Origin of the sequence: Rathayibacter sp. AY2B3, assembly GCF_002931755.1 — a bacterium.
Classification (GTDB): Bacteria; Actinomycetota; Actinomycetes; order Actinomycetales; family Microbacteriaceae; genus Rathayibacter.
This window is the reverse complement of the sequence record NZ_PSUG01000001.1, coordinates 96431-112427: the sequence shown is the minus strand read 5'-3', so window position 1 is coordinate 112427 and position 15997 is coordinate 96431. Positions and strand designations below refer to the sequence as shown.

Below are 15997 nucleotides of genomic sequence, written 5' to 3'. Positions count from 1 at the left end.
TCCCCGGCCTGCCGGTTCGCGTCGGGTTCGGCCGGCTCGGGGCTCCCCGCGCCGGCGCTGGGTACGATGGGGAGCGGAAGGGCGTTCTCGGTGATCTGCAGCACGTGTGGCTCCAACCTCGCTCCCGGGGCGATCCTCTGCGGCGAGTGCGGTTCGTCGGTGGCGGCGCACGCCACGACGGGTGCGTCCCGACCCTCCTCCTCCGGCGACACGACGGTCCTCGATCCGTCCCGCCGCGCCTGGCTGCCGGGCCTGGCCCCCGGCCGGCACCGGCGTCCCGCCCCCGGCGCTCCGATGGCGCCGCCCTCGCAGGGGCTCGTCCGCCTCAGCTTCGCGACCGGGCAGCACGCGATCGTGACCGGCAACGGCCTGATCGGACGCCAGCCGCTCCCGGACCCCAACGAGACGTTCCGGCACATCCTCGCGATCCCGGATCCGTCGCGATCCCTCTCCAAGACCCACCTCGAGTTCGGCTTCGACGAGGGCGGGCTCTGGGTCAGGGACCGCTGGTCGGCCAACGGGTCCGTGCTGGTCGCGCCGACCCAGGCGCCGCTCCCGCTCGAGGCCGGCCGCCGCTACCGCGCGAAGCTCGGCAGCCGGATCCTGCTCTCCTCCGTGGAGATGGCGGTCGAGCGCGTCGACGGGTCCGCCGGCGGCTCGGGACGCCCGCCCCTCACTCGCTGAGGGCACGGCCTCCGGGGACCGAATCGGCAGTCGACACGGCCTCCGGGTGCGGAATTCGTGACGATCATGTTTCCGGATGAGCGTTCTCCTCCGTTCGCCGTGACAGGCGGACGAGCGCTGTGCCAGTATTTCCCCACGTTCGGCCCCCGAGGCACGAGCCCCGACGCAGTCAGGAGCCCCCGCCATGACCCGTCCCCTCCCGAGGGATCCCGTCCTCCGCCGGGCCGTCGCCGCGGCACGCTCGCACGAGCGCGAGCGCCGGGCGGTCCTCTCGCGTCGGGCGGTCCTCGGCGGGATCGGCCTCGGAGCGGGTGCCCTCGCCCTGGCCGCCTGCGCCCCGCAGACCCGTGCCGCTCCGACCGCCGCCGCCGACGGATCGGCCGACGACCCGCGCCTGGTCTGGGACAACTGGCCCGCCTACATGGACGAGGACGACGACGGGAACTACCCCACGCTCCAGGGCTTCGAGGAGCAGACGGGCATCGCGGTGACCTACAACGTCGCCGTCGACGACAACAACTCCTACTACGGCAAGGTGAAGGACCAGCTCGCGCTCGGGCAGTACATCGGCGCCGACACGGTCTGCCTGACGGAGTGGATGGTCTCGCGCCTGGTCCGCCGCGGCTACGTGCAGGAGCTCGACCACGCGAACATCCCGAACATCGCCAACCTCACCCCCTCGCTGGCGAACCCCGACTTCGATCCGGGCCGTCGGCTCTCCCTCCCCTACCAGGCGGGGTTCTCGGGCATCTGCTGGAACAAGGAGAAGCTGCCGAACGGCCTCTCGAGCATCGAGGAGCTGTGGGATCCGTCGCTCCGCGGCCGCGTCGGCGTGCTGAGCGAGATGCGCGACACGATCGGGCTGATCATGCTCGCGCAGGGCACGGACATCGCCGGCTCCTGGGGCGACGACGAGTACATGAACGCGATCGACGTCTTCCGCGAGCAGGTCGACGCCGGTCAGATCCGCAACATCAAGGGGAACGCGTACCTCAACGACCTGCAGAACGAGGACACCCTCGCGGCGATCTGCTGGTCCGGCGACATCACCCTGATCAACGCCGAGGCGGGCGACAAGTGGGAGTTCGCCTTCCCCGACTCGGGCGGCGCACTCTGGAACGACACCTTCGTCGTCCCGATGGGCTCCGAGCGCAAGGCCAACGCCGAGGCCCTGATGAACTACTACTACGAGCCCGAGGTCGCCGCCGAGGTGGCCGCCTGGGTCAACTACATCACCCCCGTGGATGGAGCCAAGGACGTCATGGAGAGCATCGATCCGGAGCTGGCCGAGAACCAGCTGATCTTCCCCGACGAGGACACGCTCGCGCAGGCGCACGTGTTCCGGACCCTGACCGCCGCGGAGGAGAAGGAGTACCAGGCCGAGTTCCAGAAGGTGCTCCTGGGCATCTGATGGCGATCGGGACCTTCGCCGAGAGCGGCGCCGACCTCCAGCTGGTCGGGATCAGCAAGCAGTACCCCGGCTTCACCGCCATCGACTCCCTGGACCTCACCATCCCGGCGGGCTCCTTCTTCGCCCTGCTGGGCCCCTCGGGCTGCGGCAAGACGACGACGCTGCGGCTGGTCGCCGGGCTCGAGGAGCCCTCCGCCGGCCGGATCCTCATCGGCGGGCGGGACGTCACCGAGACGAAGACCTACCAGCGGCCCGTCAACACCGTGTTCCAGTCGTACGCGCTGTTCCCGCACATGTCGATCCTCGAGAACGTCGCCTTCGGCCTGAAGCGGCGGAGGATCGCCGACCCCGTCGGCAAAGCGCACGAGGCGCTCCGCCTGGTCGAGCTCGACCACCTCGCCCAGCGCCGCCCCGCGCAGCTCTCCGGTGGCCAGCAGCAGCGGGTCGCCCTCGCGCGCGCCCTCGTCAACCGGCCCGCACTGCTCCTGCTCGACGAGCCGCTCGGGGCCCTCGACCTCAAGCTCCGCCGGCAGATGCAGCTCGAGCTCAAGTCGATCCAGGAGGAGGTGGGCCTCACCTTCCTCCACGTCACGCACGACCAGGAGGAGGCCATGACGATGGCCGACACCGTCGCGGTGATGAACAAGGGCAGGATCGAGCAGATGGGCGCGCCGGAGGAGCTCTACGAGCTCCCGCGCACCGCGTTCGTCGCGAACTTCCTCGGCCAGTCCAACCTCTTCACGGGGGAGGTGGTCGGCAGCACCGACCGCGCGCTCACCGTCGACGCGGGCGGGCACCGGATCGTCGTGCCCGTCGCCCGCTGCGCCCGCACGAGCGGCGAGATCACCGTCGGCGTCCGCCCCGAGAAGCTCCTGCTGCTGACGCAGGAGCCGCCGGCGGACTCCGACCGGAACGTGCTCGGGCCCGGCCGCGTGGTCGACGTCTCCTTCAGCGGGGTCAGCACCCAGTACACGATCCGGATGCCGGGCCTGGGCCCGGTGGTCGTCTTCGCGCAGAACATGGTCTTCGGGCCGGTCGTCGGCGAGGGAGCGGAGGTGTGGGTCGGCTTCAGCACCGAGCACGGCTTCGGACTCGCGGACGAGCCGGGCTCGGTCGCGCGCTTCGAGGCGGACGACTCCACCAGCGCCATCGCCGTGCAGCGCCGGGGGCTCCTGGCCGGCCGCAGCGGGGGAGCGTAGGCATGGCCTTCGCCGCCTTCGCCACGGGGCAGGCGGATCCTCAGGACGCTCCGGTCCGCCGGCGGTCGACGATCGCGCTGGTCCTGCTGCTGCCGGGCATCGCCTACATGCTGCTGTTCTTCCTGGCACCGCTGATCTCACTCGTAATCACGTCGTTCCAGGCCGAGGTGCCGGACGGGGACATCGGCGAGTACGCACCCGGGTTCGCCTGGCAGAACTACCTCGTGGTGATGGGCGACTACTGGCCGCACGTGCTCCGCTCCTTCGGCTACGCGCTGATCGCGACGGTGCTCGCGCTGGTGATCAGCTACCCGCTGGCCTACTTCATCGGCGTGAAGGCGCGGCCCTGGCCGCTGCTGCAGAACCTGCTCCTCACGCTGGTGATCGCGCCCTTCTTCATCAGCTTCCTGCTGCGGACGCTGGCGTGGAAGCAGATCCTCGCGGACGAGAGCCCGCTCGTGCAGGCGCTCAAGGCCGTGGCGGTGCTGCCGAGCGACGGCCATCTCACGGGGACGCCGATCGCCGTGATCTTCGGCATCACCTACAACTTCATCCCGTTCATGACGCTGCCGCTGTACACGACGCTCGAACGCCTCGACGTGCGCTTCCTGGAGGCCGGGTCGGATCTCTACGCTCACCCCGCCTCCGTGTTCTGGAGCGTGACCGTCCCCCTGTCGATGCCGGGCATCGTCTCGGGCACCCTGCTGACGTTCATCCCCGCGGCGGGCGACTACATCAACGCGAGCCGGGACTTCCTCGGCTCGTCGCAGACCTCGATGGTGGGCAACGCGATCGAGGCGAACTTCCTCACGCTCGAGAACTACCCGGCGGCCGCCGCGCTCTCGATCGTGCTGATGGCCGTGATCCTGGTCATCGTCGGCTTCTACGTGAAGCGCAGTGGAACGGAGGACCTCCTGTGACCGCGACGGCCGACCGTCCGCTCGCGAGCGCCCAGGAGGCGCTCGGCGCGCCACCCCCCGCCCCGGTCCGGGGCCGCCGCCGCTTCCGGGGCCTCGGCCTCGGCGTCTACACGGCGTTGGCGCTGCTCTTCCTGCTCATCCCGATCGGGTACACCTTCGTCTTCTCCTTCAACGACTCCGGGAAGAGCAACCTCGCCTGGCGCGGTTTCACCCTCGACAAGTGGGTGTCGGCCTGGACCAGCGAGGAGGTGATGACCGCCTTCGGGAACAGCCTGCTGGTCGGGGTGATCGCCACCGTGCTGGCCACCGCGCTCGGCACCATGATCGCCATCGCCCTGGTGCGGTTCCGCTTCCGGTTCCGCTCGGCGATCAGCCTGCTGCTGTTCCTCCCCATGGCGACTCCGGAGGTGGTGCTCGGAGCCGGCCTCGCCGCGCAGTTCCTCAGCGTGGGCGCCGAGAAGGGACTGGTCACGATCGTGCTGGCGCACACGATGTTCTGCATCAGCTTCGTCGTGGTCACCGTGAAGGCGCGGGTGGCGAGCCTGGACCCGAAGCTGGAGGAGGCGGGACGAGACCTGTACGCGTCGCCGAACCAGGTCTTCTGGCGGATCACCTTCCCGCTGCTGCTGCCCGGCATCCTCGCCGCGGCGCTGCTCTCGTTCGCGCTGAGCTTCGACGACTTCATCATCACGAACTTCAACTCCGGATCGGTCACCACGTTCCCGAAGTACATCTACATCGCGGCGGCGCGCGGCATCCCGGCGGAGGCGAACGTCATCGCATCGGCGGTGTTCGTCCTGGCCATCCTCGTGGTGGTGGTCACGCAGGTCTCCGCGGCGGCCCGGGCGAAGCGGCTCGCGCGCGAGCAGTAGCGCGTGTGCCCGGGTCAGACGTAGGAGGCGCGGATCGCGCCGACCGGACGCCCGCCGCCCGAGACGACCGGGTTCAGCCGCACGAGCACCTCGTTCGCCGCGGTCCGGTCCACCGCGTCCGCCTCGACCAGGAGCTTCAGCGCGACCACGGTCGCCGCGCGCAGGCTCCCGTCGAGGATCTTCAGGGCGACCGTGGTGCCGTCGGGCGAGGCCATCACGAGCACGCCCTCGGCGCCGAGCTTGGCGACCAGGCCCAGGCGCTCGATCACGACGGTGTTGTCCCGGCCCGGGCCGTCGATCGCCCAGGCGTTTTCGAGGATCGCGGCCGTGAGGACGCCGGCCTGGCGGTAGAGGCCGAACGGGGAGGTGGGGGAGGAGGACACGATGCGCGAGACGCCCTTCGCCAGCGCGGTCAGAGGAAGGGCGTGCACGGGAGCACCGCAGCCGTCGATCCCCGAGGCCACGATGCGCTCGCCGGTGAGGCGCTCGATCGTGTCGACGATGTGCTGCTGCAGCGGGTGCGTCCGCTCGAGGTAGTCCTCGGTGCTCCAGCCGTTCTGCACGCAGGCCAGCAGCATCGCCGCGTGCTTGCCCGAGCAGTTCATGTAGAGCGGGTCCGGAGTCGCGCCCGCCCGCAGAAGCTGGGCACGCGTCCCCGCGTCGCCGGGCCAGTCGGCCGGGCACTGGAGGGCGGTGTGATCGAGGCCGGCGCGGAAGAGCAGGTTCTGGACCAGTGCGACGTGCTGGGGGATGCCCGCGTGGCTCGCCGTGGCGATCACCGCCTCCGCACCGTTCAGCTCCACTCCCGCGGTCATCACCGCGAGGGCCTGGAACGGCTTGAGGCAGGAGCGGGGGAAGACGGGCGCTGTCGGCGTGCCGAGACTGCGGGCGACGCGGCCCTCGGAGTCGAGGAGCACGGCGGAGCCGGCGTGGCGCGACTCGACGAACCCGGAGCGCTCGACGACCGCCAGCTCGACGGACTCGGCGACGGTGAAGGTTCCTGCTGGCATCCCCCCATCCTGCCCGATGCGCCGACCGGTCCCGCGCTCCCGGTGACGCCGAAGGCCACCGAGGAGCGCCTCGGCGCCCGCGGTGGCCTTCGGGGGATCGCGCCTAGAGGGTGGCGAACGCGTCGGCGACGACCGACACGGCGTCGTCGAGCAGCTCGTCGGTGAGGGCGAGGCTGGGGAGGAAACGGACCACGTTGCCGTAGGTGCCGGCACTCAGCACGAGGACGCCGTGCTGCGCGGCGTAGTCGATGATCGCCTGCACGGCCGCGGTGTTCGGCTCCTTCGTGGTGCCGGCGGTGCCGGGCTGGACCAGCTCCATCGCCATCATCGCGCCGATGCCGCGGACGTCGCCGATGATGTCGTAGCGCTCCTGCAGGCCGCGCAGAGCGGCGCCCAGGCGCGCGCCGATCCGGTCGGCCTCGGCGAGGAGGCCCTCCCGCTCGATGCGCTCGAAGACCGCGACCGCAGCGGCGGCGGCGACGGGGTTCCCGCCGAAGGTGCCGCCGAGCCCGCCGGCCTGCGCCGAGTCCATGATCTCGGCCCGGCCGGTCACGCCGGCGAGCGGGAGGCCGCCGGCGATGCCCTTGGCCGACAGGACGAGGTCGGGGACGAGACCCAGGTGCTCGCTGGCGAACCAGGCGCCGGTGCGGGCCATGCCCGACTGGATCTCGTCGGCGACGAAGACGATGCCGTTGGCCGTGCACCACTCCTGGAGCGCCGGGAGGAAGCCCTCGGCGGGGACCATGAAGCCGCCCTCGCCCTGGATCGGCTCCGCCACGAGGCAGGCCAGGGCGGAGGCGCCGACCGTCTTCTCGAGGTAGGAGATGGCGCGCTGGGCGGCCTCGGCTCCCGACAGGCCGTCGTGGTACGGGTAGGAGCTCGGCGCGCGGTGGACGTCGCTCGCGAAGGGCCCGAAGCCCAGGCCGTACGGCAGGGCCTTGAAGTTCATGGCCATCGTGAGGTTGGTGCGGCCGTGGTACGCGTGGTCGAGCACCGCGACGCCGGGGCGGCCGGTGTGCTTGCGTGCGATCTTGACGGCGTTCTCGACCGCCTCCGCGCCGGAGTTGACCAGGACCGTCTTCTTCGCGAAGTCGCCCGGGGTGTGCTCGGCGAGCAGCTCCGCCACACGGATGTACGGCTCGTACGGAGTGACGGTGAAGAGGGTGTGCGTGAGGCGCGCGAGCTGCTCCGCGGCGGCCGCCACGACGGAGTCGTCGGTGTGCCCGATCGTCGTCACGCCGATGCCGGCGCCGAGGTCGATGAAGCTGTTGCCGTCGACGTCGACCAGGATCGCGCCGTGCGCGCGGTCGATGTAGACGGGGAGCGCGGTGCCGACGCCGGTGGGCACGACGGCGAGGCGGCGCTCGTGCAGGGCCCGGGATCGCGGCCCGGGGATCTCGGTCGCGACGCGCCGCTCCTGGGGGACTGCTGACGTGGGAACCTGGGGGGCGAGCGTGTCTGTCATGGTCCTCGGAGTCTACCCGCGGGGGTCCCGCGTCCAGAGGTCCAGACCGGCGCGACCGGCCTGATCCACCGCCGTCGAGGAGGAGCCCGATGAAGTCCGAGCACGAGTACGCGGTGTCCGTCGTCTGGGAGGGCGACCGGGGCACCGGCACGAGCGGCTACCGCGAGTACGGGCGCCAGCTGACCGTCACGGCGGAGGGCCCGGCGCCCATCCTCGCCTCGGCCGACACGCCCTTCCGGGGCGACACGGACCGCTGGAACCCGGAGCAGCTGCTCCTCGCGGCGCTCGCGCAGTGCCACCTCCTCTCCTACCTGCACGTGGCGGTGAAGAACGGAGTCGTCGTCACCGGCTACACGGACGACGCGGTGGGCTCGATGCTGCAGGAGGGGGAGAGCGGCCGTTTCACCTCGGTGACCCTCCGGCCCCGTGTCACTGTCGCCGAGGAGTCGATGGTGGCGATCGCCCAGACGCTGCACGCCGAGGCTTCCCGGCTCTGCTTCATCGCGAACTCGGTGAACTTCCCCGTCGCCCACGAGCCGGAGGCGTCCGCGCGCTGAGGCTCAGCGGCGCTCGTGCGGAAGCGCCCGGCGGATGCGCTCGACCGTGGTCGTCGGCGGAGACTCGTTGTACGCTCCAGCGAGCTCCTGGCCCGAGAGCGCGTGGACGGCCGCCATCACCTCGTCGGTGGCGTGGCGTCGGGCGCGGCCGGAGTCGGCGGAGCCGTGCCGCGAGAGGTCCAGCGGAGCCCCGAAGCGGACCGTGATCCGGTGCAGGCGCGGCACCCGCGTGCCCACCGGCTGGAGCTCCTGCGTGCCGATGATGCCGACGGGGACCACCGGGGCGCCCGTGGTGAGGGCGAGCCACGCCACTCCGGTGCGGCCCTTGTAGAGGCGCCCGTCCCGCGAGCGGGTGCCCTCGGGGTAGACGGCGAACGCCTCGTCCCGCTCGAGGATCGCCCGGCCGAGGTCCAGCGCCTCCTGGGCGGCCTGGCCGGCGCCGCGCTCGACCGCCACGGCTCCGACGCTCGTGAAGAAGGCGCGGGAGAGGGCGCCCCGCACCCCGGTGCCCGTGAAGTAGTCCGACTTGGCCAGGAACTGCACCGGCCGCGGGGCGAGCAGCGTCAGCACCGGCGAGTCGATGAACGAGAGGTGGTTGGCGGCCAGGATCACGCGTCCCTCGGCCGGGACGTTGTCCCGACCTTCCACGATCGGCCGGTAGACCAGCCGGCCGACGCCGCCGATGGACAGGCGCGCCAGACGCGCGGAGAGGCCGATCCCCGGGGGAGTCGGCCTCTCGTGGTCGTCGTCGATCCGCATTCCGACGAAGCTACCGGGGCGTCCATGCCGCTCCGGTCATGCGGCGGCTCAGCCGAACGGGGCGAGCGCCTCCTCGATCACGGTCGCGGCGTCGTCGATGAGCTCCTCGCTGATGACCACGCTCGGCATGATCCGCAGCACGCTGTCCCAGCTGCCCGCGTCGAGGACGATCACGCCGTTCGTGGTGGCGTGCTTCAGGATCGCGGTGAGCGCCTCCGGGTACTGCTTCCTCGTGCCCGGGTGGACGAGCTCGACGCCCCACATGGCGCCCTTGCCGCGGACCTCGCCGACGACCGCGAAGCGCTCGGCCCAATCGCCGATCCGCGCCTGCAGCAGGCGCTCGACGCGCTGCGCCTCCTCCAGCAGGCCCTCGGACTCGATGGCCTCGAACGTCGCGAGCGCCGCGGCGGTGGAGACGGGGTTGCCGCCGAACGTGCCGCCGATGCCGCCGGGCTGCACGGCGTCCATGATCTCGGCGCGGCCCGTGACGGCGGCGAGCGGGAAGCCGCCCGCGATGCCCTTGGCCGTCGTGATCAGGTCCGGGACCACGCCGTGGTGCTCGATGGAGTACCAGGTGCCGGTGCGGGCGATGCCGGCCTGGATCTCGTCCGCGACGAAGACGATGCCGTTTTCGGTGCAGAACTCGGACAGGCGGCGGAAGTAGCCCGGCGCCGGGATGATGATGCCGCCGTCGCCCTGGATCGGCTCGACGAAGAGCGCGGCCAGCTCCTGCGCGCCGATGTGGGTGGTGATGTAGTCGATGGTGCGCTCGGCCGCCTCCTCGCCCGTCATGCCCTCGGGGTCGCGGAACGGGTAGCTGATCGGGAGGCTGTAGATCTCTCCCGGGAAGGGGCCCATGCCCGCGCGCTCCGGCCAGGGGCGGTAGGTCATCGCCATCGTGAGGTTGGTGCGGCCGTGGAAGGCGTGGTCGAGCGTCGCGATGGCGCGGCGGCCGGTGAACTTCCGCGCGATTTTGACGGCGTTCTCGACCGCCTCCGCGCCGGAGTTGACGAGGATCGAGTGCTTCTCGAAGTCACCGGGGGTGATCTCGGCGAGCTTCTCGGCGACCCGGACGTAGTTCTCGTACGGAGTGACGGTGAAGAGGGTGTGCGTCAGCTTCTCGGCCTGCGCGGCCGCGGCCGCCGCGACCGCGGGGTGCGCGTGGCCGATGGTGGTCACTCCGATGCCGCAGCCGAGGTCGATCAGGCGGTTGCCGTCGACGTCGACCAGGACGGCGCCCGAGGCGTGGTCCATGTAGATGTTCGCGAGCGTCCCGGCGCCGCGGGAGACGCTGGCGACGCGGCGCTCCTGGAGGGCGACGGAGCGCGGGCCGGGGAGCTCGGTGACGAGCTCTCGGGACTGGGGGACCGAGAATTCACGCATGCCCCGATGGTAGGCCTGGACCGTTCGAGGACCCGCACCCAGCGCGTTGCGAGGCGCGCCGTGCAGGATGGAGGCGATCCCCGAACGTCCACCGGCCGCCGCCGGTCACGAAAGGTGCCCCTGTGCGCAGAACCCTCGCGATCCTCGCCGTCCTCGGCGCCTCCCTGAGCCTGGCGGCCTGCACCCCCGGGGAGCCGGGCGCGGCACCGTCCGCCTCCGCCACCCCGCTCGGCTGCGCGACCGAGGGCGACGCGACCGCCGCGGTGCAGACCAGCGGCGACTTCGCCACCAAGCCGGTCACCGTGTTCCCCAGCCCGGTCAGCGTGGACGCCACCGAGCGCTCCGTCGCGATCGAGGGCACCGGCGAGGAGGTCGCCGAGGGCGACACCGTGCTGGTCGACTACACGCTCTACAACGGGACGAGCGGTGCCGAGTTCTCGGCGAGCAGCTACGCGTCCGGTGGCCGCGCGGCCTTCGAGGTCGACACCGACCAGTACCTCGCGGGCCTCGTCAAGGCCGTCAACTGCGCGACCGTCGGCTCGCGCGTCGTCGCCGTCGTTCCCCCGGCCGACGCGTTCGGCGACGCCGGGCAGAGCCAGTTCGGCATCGCCGCGACCGACTCGATCGTCATGGTGATCGACGTCGAGCAGATCGTGCCGACCGCCGCCGACGGCGAGCCGCAGCCCCCGGTCGACGGCCTGCCGACGGTGGCGCTCGCCGAGGACGGGGCGCCCACCGTCACCATCCCCTCGACCGACCCGCCCGCCGACCTGCAGCTCGCCGTCCTCAAGAAGGGGAGCGGCGCGACCGTGGCCGACGGCGACCAGCTGATCGTGCAGTACCAGGGCGTGGTCTGGGGCACGGGCGAGGTGTTCGACCAGAGCTGGGGCAAGCCTGCTCCCGCCGCCTTCGGCACCGGCGACGTCATCGAGGGCTTCAAGGAGGCCGTGGTCGGCCAGACCGTCGGCTCGCAGGTGCTCGTCACCATCCCGCCGTCGAAGGGCTACGGCGACCAGGGCAACCAGAACGCGGGGATCAGCGGGACCGACACCCTCGTCTTCGTGGTCGACATCCTCGCCATCAGCTGACCGGGAGGCGCTCGGCGCTCCGTGCCAGGATGGGCGGATGCGCAGGGTCATCATCCTCGGCTCGACCGGGTCCATCGGCACGCAGGCTCTCGACGTCATCGGCGCGAACCGGGAGCGGTTCGAGGTCGTCGGCCTCGCCGCCGGCTCGAACCGGGCGGCGGTCGCCGAGCAGGCGTCCGCGTTCGGCGTCGAGCACACGGCGTTCGGCGCGGAGGAGGCCGAGCAGCTGATCCGCTCGGTCGACGCGGACGTCGTGCTGAACGGGATCACCGGCTCGGTGGGGCTCGGCCCGACCCTCGCGGCGCTCGAGGAGGGCAGGACGCTCGCCCTCGCCAACAAGGAGTCGCTGATCGTCGGCGGCGAGCTCGTCACCTCGCTCGCCGCTCCCGGCCAGATCGTGCCGGTCGACTCCGAGCACTCCGCGATCGCCCAAGCCCTTCTCGCGGGCGAGCACCGGGAGGTCCGCCGCCTCGTGCTGACCGCGTCCGGCGGGCCGTTCCGGGGACGCGACCGCGCCTCCCTCCGCGACGTCACCCCGGCGCAGGCGCTCGCGCACCCGACCTGGGACATGGGCCTGGTCGTCACGACCAACTCCTCCACCCTGGTCAACAAGGGGCTCGAGGTGATCGAGGCGCACCTGCTCTTCGACGTCCCCTACGACCGGATCGACGTCACCGTGCACCCGCAGTCGGTGATCCACTCGATGGTCGAGTACGTCGACGGCTCCACGATCGCCCAGGCCTCGCCGCCGGACATGCGACTCCCGATCTCGCTCGGCCTCGACTGGCCGCACCGCGTCGCCGGGGTCGGCGTCCCGCTGGACTGGACCCGCTCCCACTCCTGGACCTTCGAGCCGCTGGACGAGGAGGCGTTCCCCTCGGTCCGGCTCGCGAAGCGCGTCGGCGAGGCGGGCGCCTCCTACCCGGCCGTGTTCAACGCGGCGAACGAGCAGGCCGTGCAGGCGTTCCACGCCGGGCGGATCGGGTACCTCGACATCCTCGAGACGGTCGAGGCGGTGGTCGATGCGCACAGCGTCGACGGCGCGCTGACCCGCGAGTCGCTGGCCGCGGCGGAGGAGTGGGCGCGCCGCACGGCGGACGAGCGGATCGCCGCGGTCTGACCAGAGGTCGCCCGGACGGGCTCCGCCTCCGCGGATCCGTCTCGGCCGACGTCGCGCCGCTGATCCGCTCGGGCGCGGAGTTCATCGGATCCGTGCAGGCGGACCCCAGCGTGGACGGGCGGCCCCGGCCTACAGTGTGTCGGTGGAATCCGTGCTGCTCTTCGTCCTCGGCGTCGTCATCATCGCCGTCGGCGTCGCCCTCTCGATCGCGCTGCACGAGGTCGGGCACCTGCTCCCCGCCAAGCTGTTCGGGGTCAAGGTCACGCAGTACATGATCGGCTTCGGGCCGACGATCTTCTCCCGGCGCCGCGGCGAGACCGAATACGGCGTCAAGGCGATCCCGCTCGGCGGCTACATCGCCATGATCGGCATGTACCCGCCGAAGCACCCGGGGGACCGGCCCACGGAGTCGAGCACCGGCTTCTTCAACGGCCTGGCGTCCTCCGAGGCCCAGCTCGAGGAGCCCAAGCGCGGCGCCTACGCCACGATGATCGACGAGGCCCGCGCCGCGAGCGCCGAGACGATCGGCGAAGGCGAGGACCACCGCGCGTTCTACCGGCTCCCCGTGTGGAAGCGCGTGATCGTCATGGCCGGAGGTCCCTTCATGAACCTCGTGATCGCCACGGTCCTCTTCACCGTCCTCCTCTGCGGCATCGGGATCCCGCAGAGCACCAGCACCCTCGCCGCGGTCTCGCAGTGCGTGGTCCCGGAGTCGCAGCGCGCGACCGCGACCTGCACCGCCGACGACCCGCTGGCACCCGGAGCCGCGGCGGGCCTGCTGCCCGGCGACACGATCACGGCCATCGACGGCACTCCGGTGAGCACCTGGAACGACCTGACCCCGATCATCCAGCGCTCCGCGGGCGTCCCGCTCAGCGTGTCCGTCCAGCGCGACGGCGCCCCGCTGACCCTCACGATCACCCCCGCCGAGAACGAGGTCGCGGTGACCGACGCGAACGGTGCCCCCGTCACCGACGCCTCCGGTGCGATCGAGACGCAGACGGTCGGGTTCATCGGCATCTCGCCCACATCGGCCCTCGCACAGCAGCCGATCACCGCGGTGCCCGAGACGGTCTGGTCGAACATCACGAGCGTCGCCCACGTCATCCTCAACCTGCCGCAGCGCCTCATCGACGTCGCCCAGGCGGCGTTCGGCTCGGAGGCGCGCGACGCCAACGGTCCGATCAGCGTCGTCGGAGTCGGCCGGATCGCGGGCGAGATCGCCGCCTCCGACCAGCTCCCCGTCGTGTCGAAGGTGCAGACGATGGTCGGCGTCCTCGCCTCCCTCAACATCGCCCTCCTCGTCTTCAACCTGGTGCCGCTGCTCCCCATGGACGGCGGCCACATCGCCGGCGCTCTCTGGGAGGGCCTGCGCCGCCGGATCGCCAAGCTCTTCGGCCGCCGCGACCCCGGCCCCGTCGACATCGCCCGCCTGCTGCCGCTGACCTACGTCGTCGTGCTCGTGCTCGGCGGAATGAGCGCCCTGCTGATCTACGCCGACATCGTGAAGCCGATCACGCTGTTCTGAGTTCATTTCCACGCCGGTCCCTGACCGGCGTGGCGCGGTCGGCTGAGCGAGGGGGTACGTGGGTGGAGCGTGGTGCGGTCGGTTAGGGCGAATCGCTGGGACGCGATCCACCCGTTCGCCTCGGGGGTGGCACGCCGGTCCCTGACCGGCGTGGCGCGGTCGGCTCTTCGGGGTGGGTGCGCGGGTGGAGCGTGGTGCGGTCGGTTAGGGCGAATCGCTGGGACGCGATCCACCCGTTCGCCTCGGGGTGCGCGTGGCGGATGGAGTCGTCCGGTTCCGGTGCGGTGTGCAGGGGATCCGGGGGATGCGCGGCGGGCGGAGTGGTGCGGAAGCGCTTTCCGGGGTGCCGGGCCTGCAGATCGCACATGGGCCTGCAGATCGCACGGTGGCCGATCAGCTCACTCCAGTCCTGTTCCGGTGCGGTGTGCAGGGGATCCGGGGGGTGCGTGACGGACGGACTGGTGTGGAAGCGCTTTCCGGGGTGACGGGCCTGCAGATGGTACGGATGCCTGCAGATGGCACGGGGGCCTGCAGATGGCACGGGCGCCGGTCAGGCCGCGCGCGTCCTGTTCCGGTGCGATGTGCAGGGGATCCGGGGGATTCTCGGCGGGCTGACTGGGGTGGAAGCGCTTTCCCGGGTGACGGGCCTGCAGATGGTACGGATGCCTGCAGATGGCACGCGGGCCTGCAGATCGCACGGGGGCCTGCAGATCGCACGTCGGCCTGCAGATCGCACGCGGCGGCGCGCGGGCGGAGCCCCGGGCGAGGGGCGGCGGCTGGGAAGACGCGGCGAGCGGACGAGGGGTCCCGCGGCGCGCGTACGATGGGGCGCGTGCCAGCAGTGAATCTGGGTCTTCCCAAGGTCCCCATGACCCTCGCCCCCCGCCGCAAGTCCCGCCAGATCAAGGTGGGAAAGGTGCTCGTGGGCGGTGACGCGCAGGTCAGCGTCCAGTCGATGTGCACCACACCGACGACGAACATCAACGCGACCCTCCAGCAGATCGCCGAGCTCACCGCGTCCGGGTGCGACATCGTCCGCGTCGCGGTGCCGAGCCGCGACGACGCGGAGGCGCTGCCGATCATCGCGAAGAAGAGCCAGATCCCGGTCATCGCCGACATCCACTTCCAGCCGAACTACGTCTACGCCGCGATCGACGCCGGTTGCGCCGCGGTCCGCGTGAACCCGGGCAACATCCGCAAGTTCGACGACCAGGTCGGCAAGATCGCCGCCGCCGCGAAGGCCGCCGGCGTCTCGATCCGCATCGGCGTGAACGCCGGCTCGCTCGAGCCGAGCATCCTGCAGAAGTACGGCAAGCCCACCCCCGAGGCCCTCGTCGAGAGCGCCGTCTGGGAGGCCAGCCTCTTCGAGGAGCACGACTTCCACGACTTCAAGATCTCGGTCAAGCACAACGACCCCGTCGTCATGGTGAAGGCGTACCGCCAGCTCGCCGAGCGCGGCGACTGGCCCCTCCACCTCGGCGTCACCGAGGCGGGCCCCGAGTTCCAGGGGACCATCAAGTCCGCCACCGCCTTCGGCATCCTGCTCGGCGAGGGCATCGGCGACACCATCCGAGTGTCCCTCTCGGCCCCGCCCGCGCAGGAGGTCAAGGTCGGCCTGCAGATCCTGCAGTCGCTGAACCTCCGCGAGCGCAAGCTCGAGATCGTCTCCTGCCCCAGCTGCGGCCGCGCGCAGGTCGACGTCTACACGCTCGCCAACGACGTCACCGCCGGCCTCGAGGGCATGAGCGTCCCGCTGCGCGTCGCCGTCATGGGCTGCGTCGTCAACGGACCCGGCGAGGCCCGCGAGGCCGACCTGGGCGTCGCCTCCGGCAACGGCAAGGGCCAGATCTTCGTCAAGGGCGAGGTCATCAAGACCGTCCCCGAGGCCGAGATCGTCCAGACCCTCATCGAGGAGGCCAACCGCCTGGCCGCCGAGATGCCGGCCGACGACACCTCGACCGGGGCCCCGGTCGTCACCGTCGGCGCGAACTGAGACGGTGC

The 15997-nt window shown here is 71.5% G+C and carries 14 protein-coding genes; 10 read left to right on the top strand and 4 right to left on the bottom strand.

The window, feature by feature from the left end:
- Nucleotides 1-159: 159 nt before the first annotated feature.
- The 5 genes from C5C24_RS00500 (at nt 160) to C5C24_RS00480 (ending at nt 5086) form a co-directional block, all read left to right on the top strand.
- Nucleotides 160-684 (top strand): hypothetical protein, encoded by a 525-nt coding sequence (locus C5C24_RS00500; RefSeq protein ID WP_104223034.1) that lies wholly within the window; start codon nt 160-162, stop codon nt 682-684.
- Nucleotides 685-868: 184 nt separating this feature from the next.
- Nucleotides 869-2095 carry a PotD/PotF family extracellular solute-binding protein gene (locus C5C24_RS00495; protein WP_104277130.1) on the top strand — a complete coding sequence of 409 codons (1227 nt, stop codon included), beginning with the start codon at nt 869-871 and terminating at the stop codon, nt 2093-2095.
- Complete coding sequence (locus tag C5C24_RS00490) at nt 2095-3294, top strand: ABC transporter ATP-binding protein (RefSeq protein WP_104277131.1); 1200 nt, start codon at nt 2095-2097, stop codon at nt 3292-3294. Before C5C24_RS00495 ends, C5C24_RS00490 begins: the two co-directional genes overlap by 1 nt.
- Before the next feature lie 2 nt (nt 3295-3296).
- The gene (locus C5C24_RS00485; RefSeq protein WP_104304039.1) at nt 3297-4214 is read left to right on the top strand and encodes an ABC transporter permease; all 918 of its coding nucleotides are present in this window, start codon (nt 3297-3299) and stop codon (nt 4212-4214) included.
- Nucleotides 4215-4330: 116 nt separating this feature from the next.
- On the top strand, nt 4331-5086 hold the full coding sequence (locus C5C24_RS00480; protein ID WP_258064999.1) for an ABC transporter permease: 756 nt from the start codon (nt 4331-4333) through the stop codon (nt 5084-5086).
- Between the two features lie 14 nt (nt 5087-5100).
- On the opposite strand, the gene C5C24_RS00475 is transcribed toward C5C24_RS00480, so the two are convergent.
- Entirely contained in the window at nt 5101-6096 is a 996-nt protein-coding gene (locus C5C24_RS00475; RefSeq protein ID WP_104304038.1) for an asparaginase, read from the bottom strand.
- A gap of 103 nt (nt 6097-6199) precedes the next feature.
- Nucleotides 6200-7561, bottom strand: coding sequence for a 4-aminobutyrate--2-oxoglutarate transaminase (gabT, locus tag C5C24_RS00470; protein WP_104304037.1), 1362 nt, complete (start codon nt 7559-7561; stop codon nt 6200-6202).
- An 89-nt stretch (nt 7562-7650) separates the two neighbouring features.
- Here gabT and C5C24_RS00465 point away from each other — a divergent pair, with 89 nt between their 5' ends.
- On the top strand, nt 7651-8118 hold the full coding sequence (locus C5C24_RS00465) for an OsmC family protein (protein ID WP_104304036.1): 468 nt from the start codon (nt 7651-7653) through the stop codon (nt 8116-8118).
- A 3-nt stretch (nt 8119-8121) separates the two neighbouring features.
- On the opposite strand, the gene C5C24_RS00460 is transcribed toward C5C24_RS00465, so the two are convergent.
- Complete coding sequence (locus C5C24_RS00460; RefSeq protein ID WP_104277135.1) at nt 8122-8877, bottom strand: 1-acyl-sn-glycerol-3-phosphate acyltransferase; 756 nt, start codon at nt 8875-8877, stop codon at nt 8122-8124.
- Between the two features lie 48 nt (nt 8878-8925).
- On the bottom strand, nt 8926-10260 hold the full coding sequence (locus tag C5C24_RS00455; RefSeq protein WP_104304035.1) for an aminotransferase class III-fold pyridoxal phosphate-dependent enzyme: 1335 nt from the start codon (nt 10258-10260) through the stop codon (nt 8926-8928).
- A gap of 122 nt (nt 10261-10382) precedes the next feature.
- Here C5C24_RS00455 and C5C24_RS00450 point away from each other — a divergent pair, with 122 nt between their 5' ends.
- The 4 genes from C5C24_RS00450 to ispG all read left to right on the top strand — a co-directional run bounded on the left by C5C24_RS00450 (nt 10383) and on the right by ispG (nt 15989).
- A complete protein-coding gene (locus tag C5C24_RS00450) occupies nt 10383-11348 on the top strand; it encodes an FKBP-type peptidyl-prolyl cis-trans isomerase (protein ID WP_104304034.1) in 966 nt (321 codons plus the stop codon).
- A gap of 37 nt (nt 11349-11385) precedes the next feature.
- Nucleotides 11386-12468 (top strand): 1-deoxy-D-xylulose-5-phosphate reductoisomerase, encoded by a 1083-nt coding sequence (gene dxr / locus C5C24_RS00445; protein WP_104304033.1) that lies wholly within the window; start codon nt 11386-11388, stop codon nt 12466-12468.
- Between the two features lie 142 nt (nt 12469-12610).
- Entirely contained in the window at nt 12611-13996 is a 1386-nt protein-coding gene (locus C5C24_RS00440; RefSeq protein ID WP_258064994.1) for an RIP metalloprotease, read from the top strand.
- A gap of 832 nt (nt 13997-14828) precedes the next feature.
- Nucleotides 14829-15989, top strand: coding sequence for a flavodoxin-dependent (E)-4-hydroxy-3-methylbut-2-enyl-diphosphate synthase (gene ispG, locus C5C24_RS00435; RefSeq protein WP_173244694.1), 1161 nt, complete (start codon nt 14829-14831; stop codon nt 15987-15989).
- Nucleotides 15990-15997: the final 8 nt, after the last annotated feature.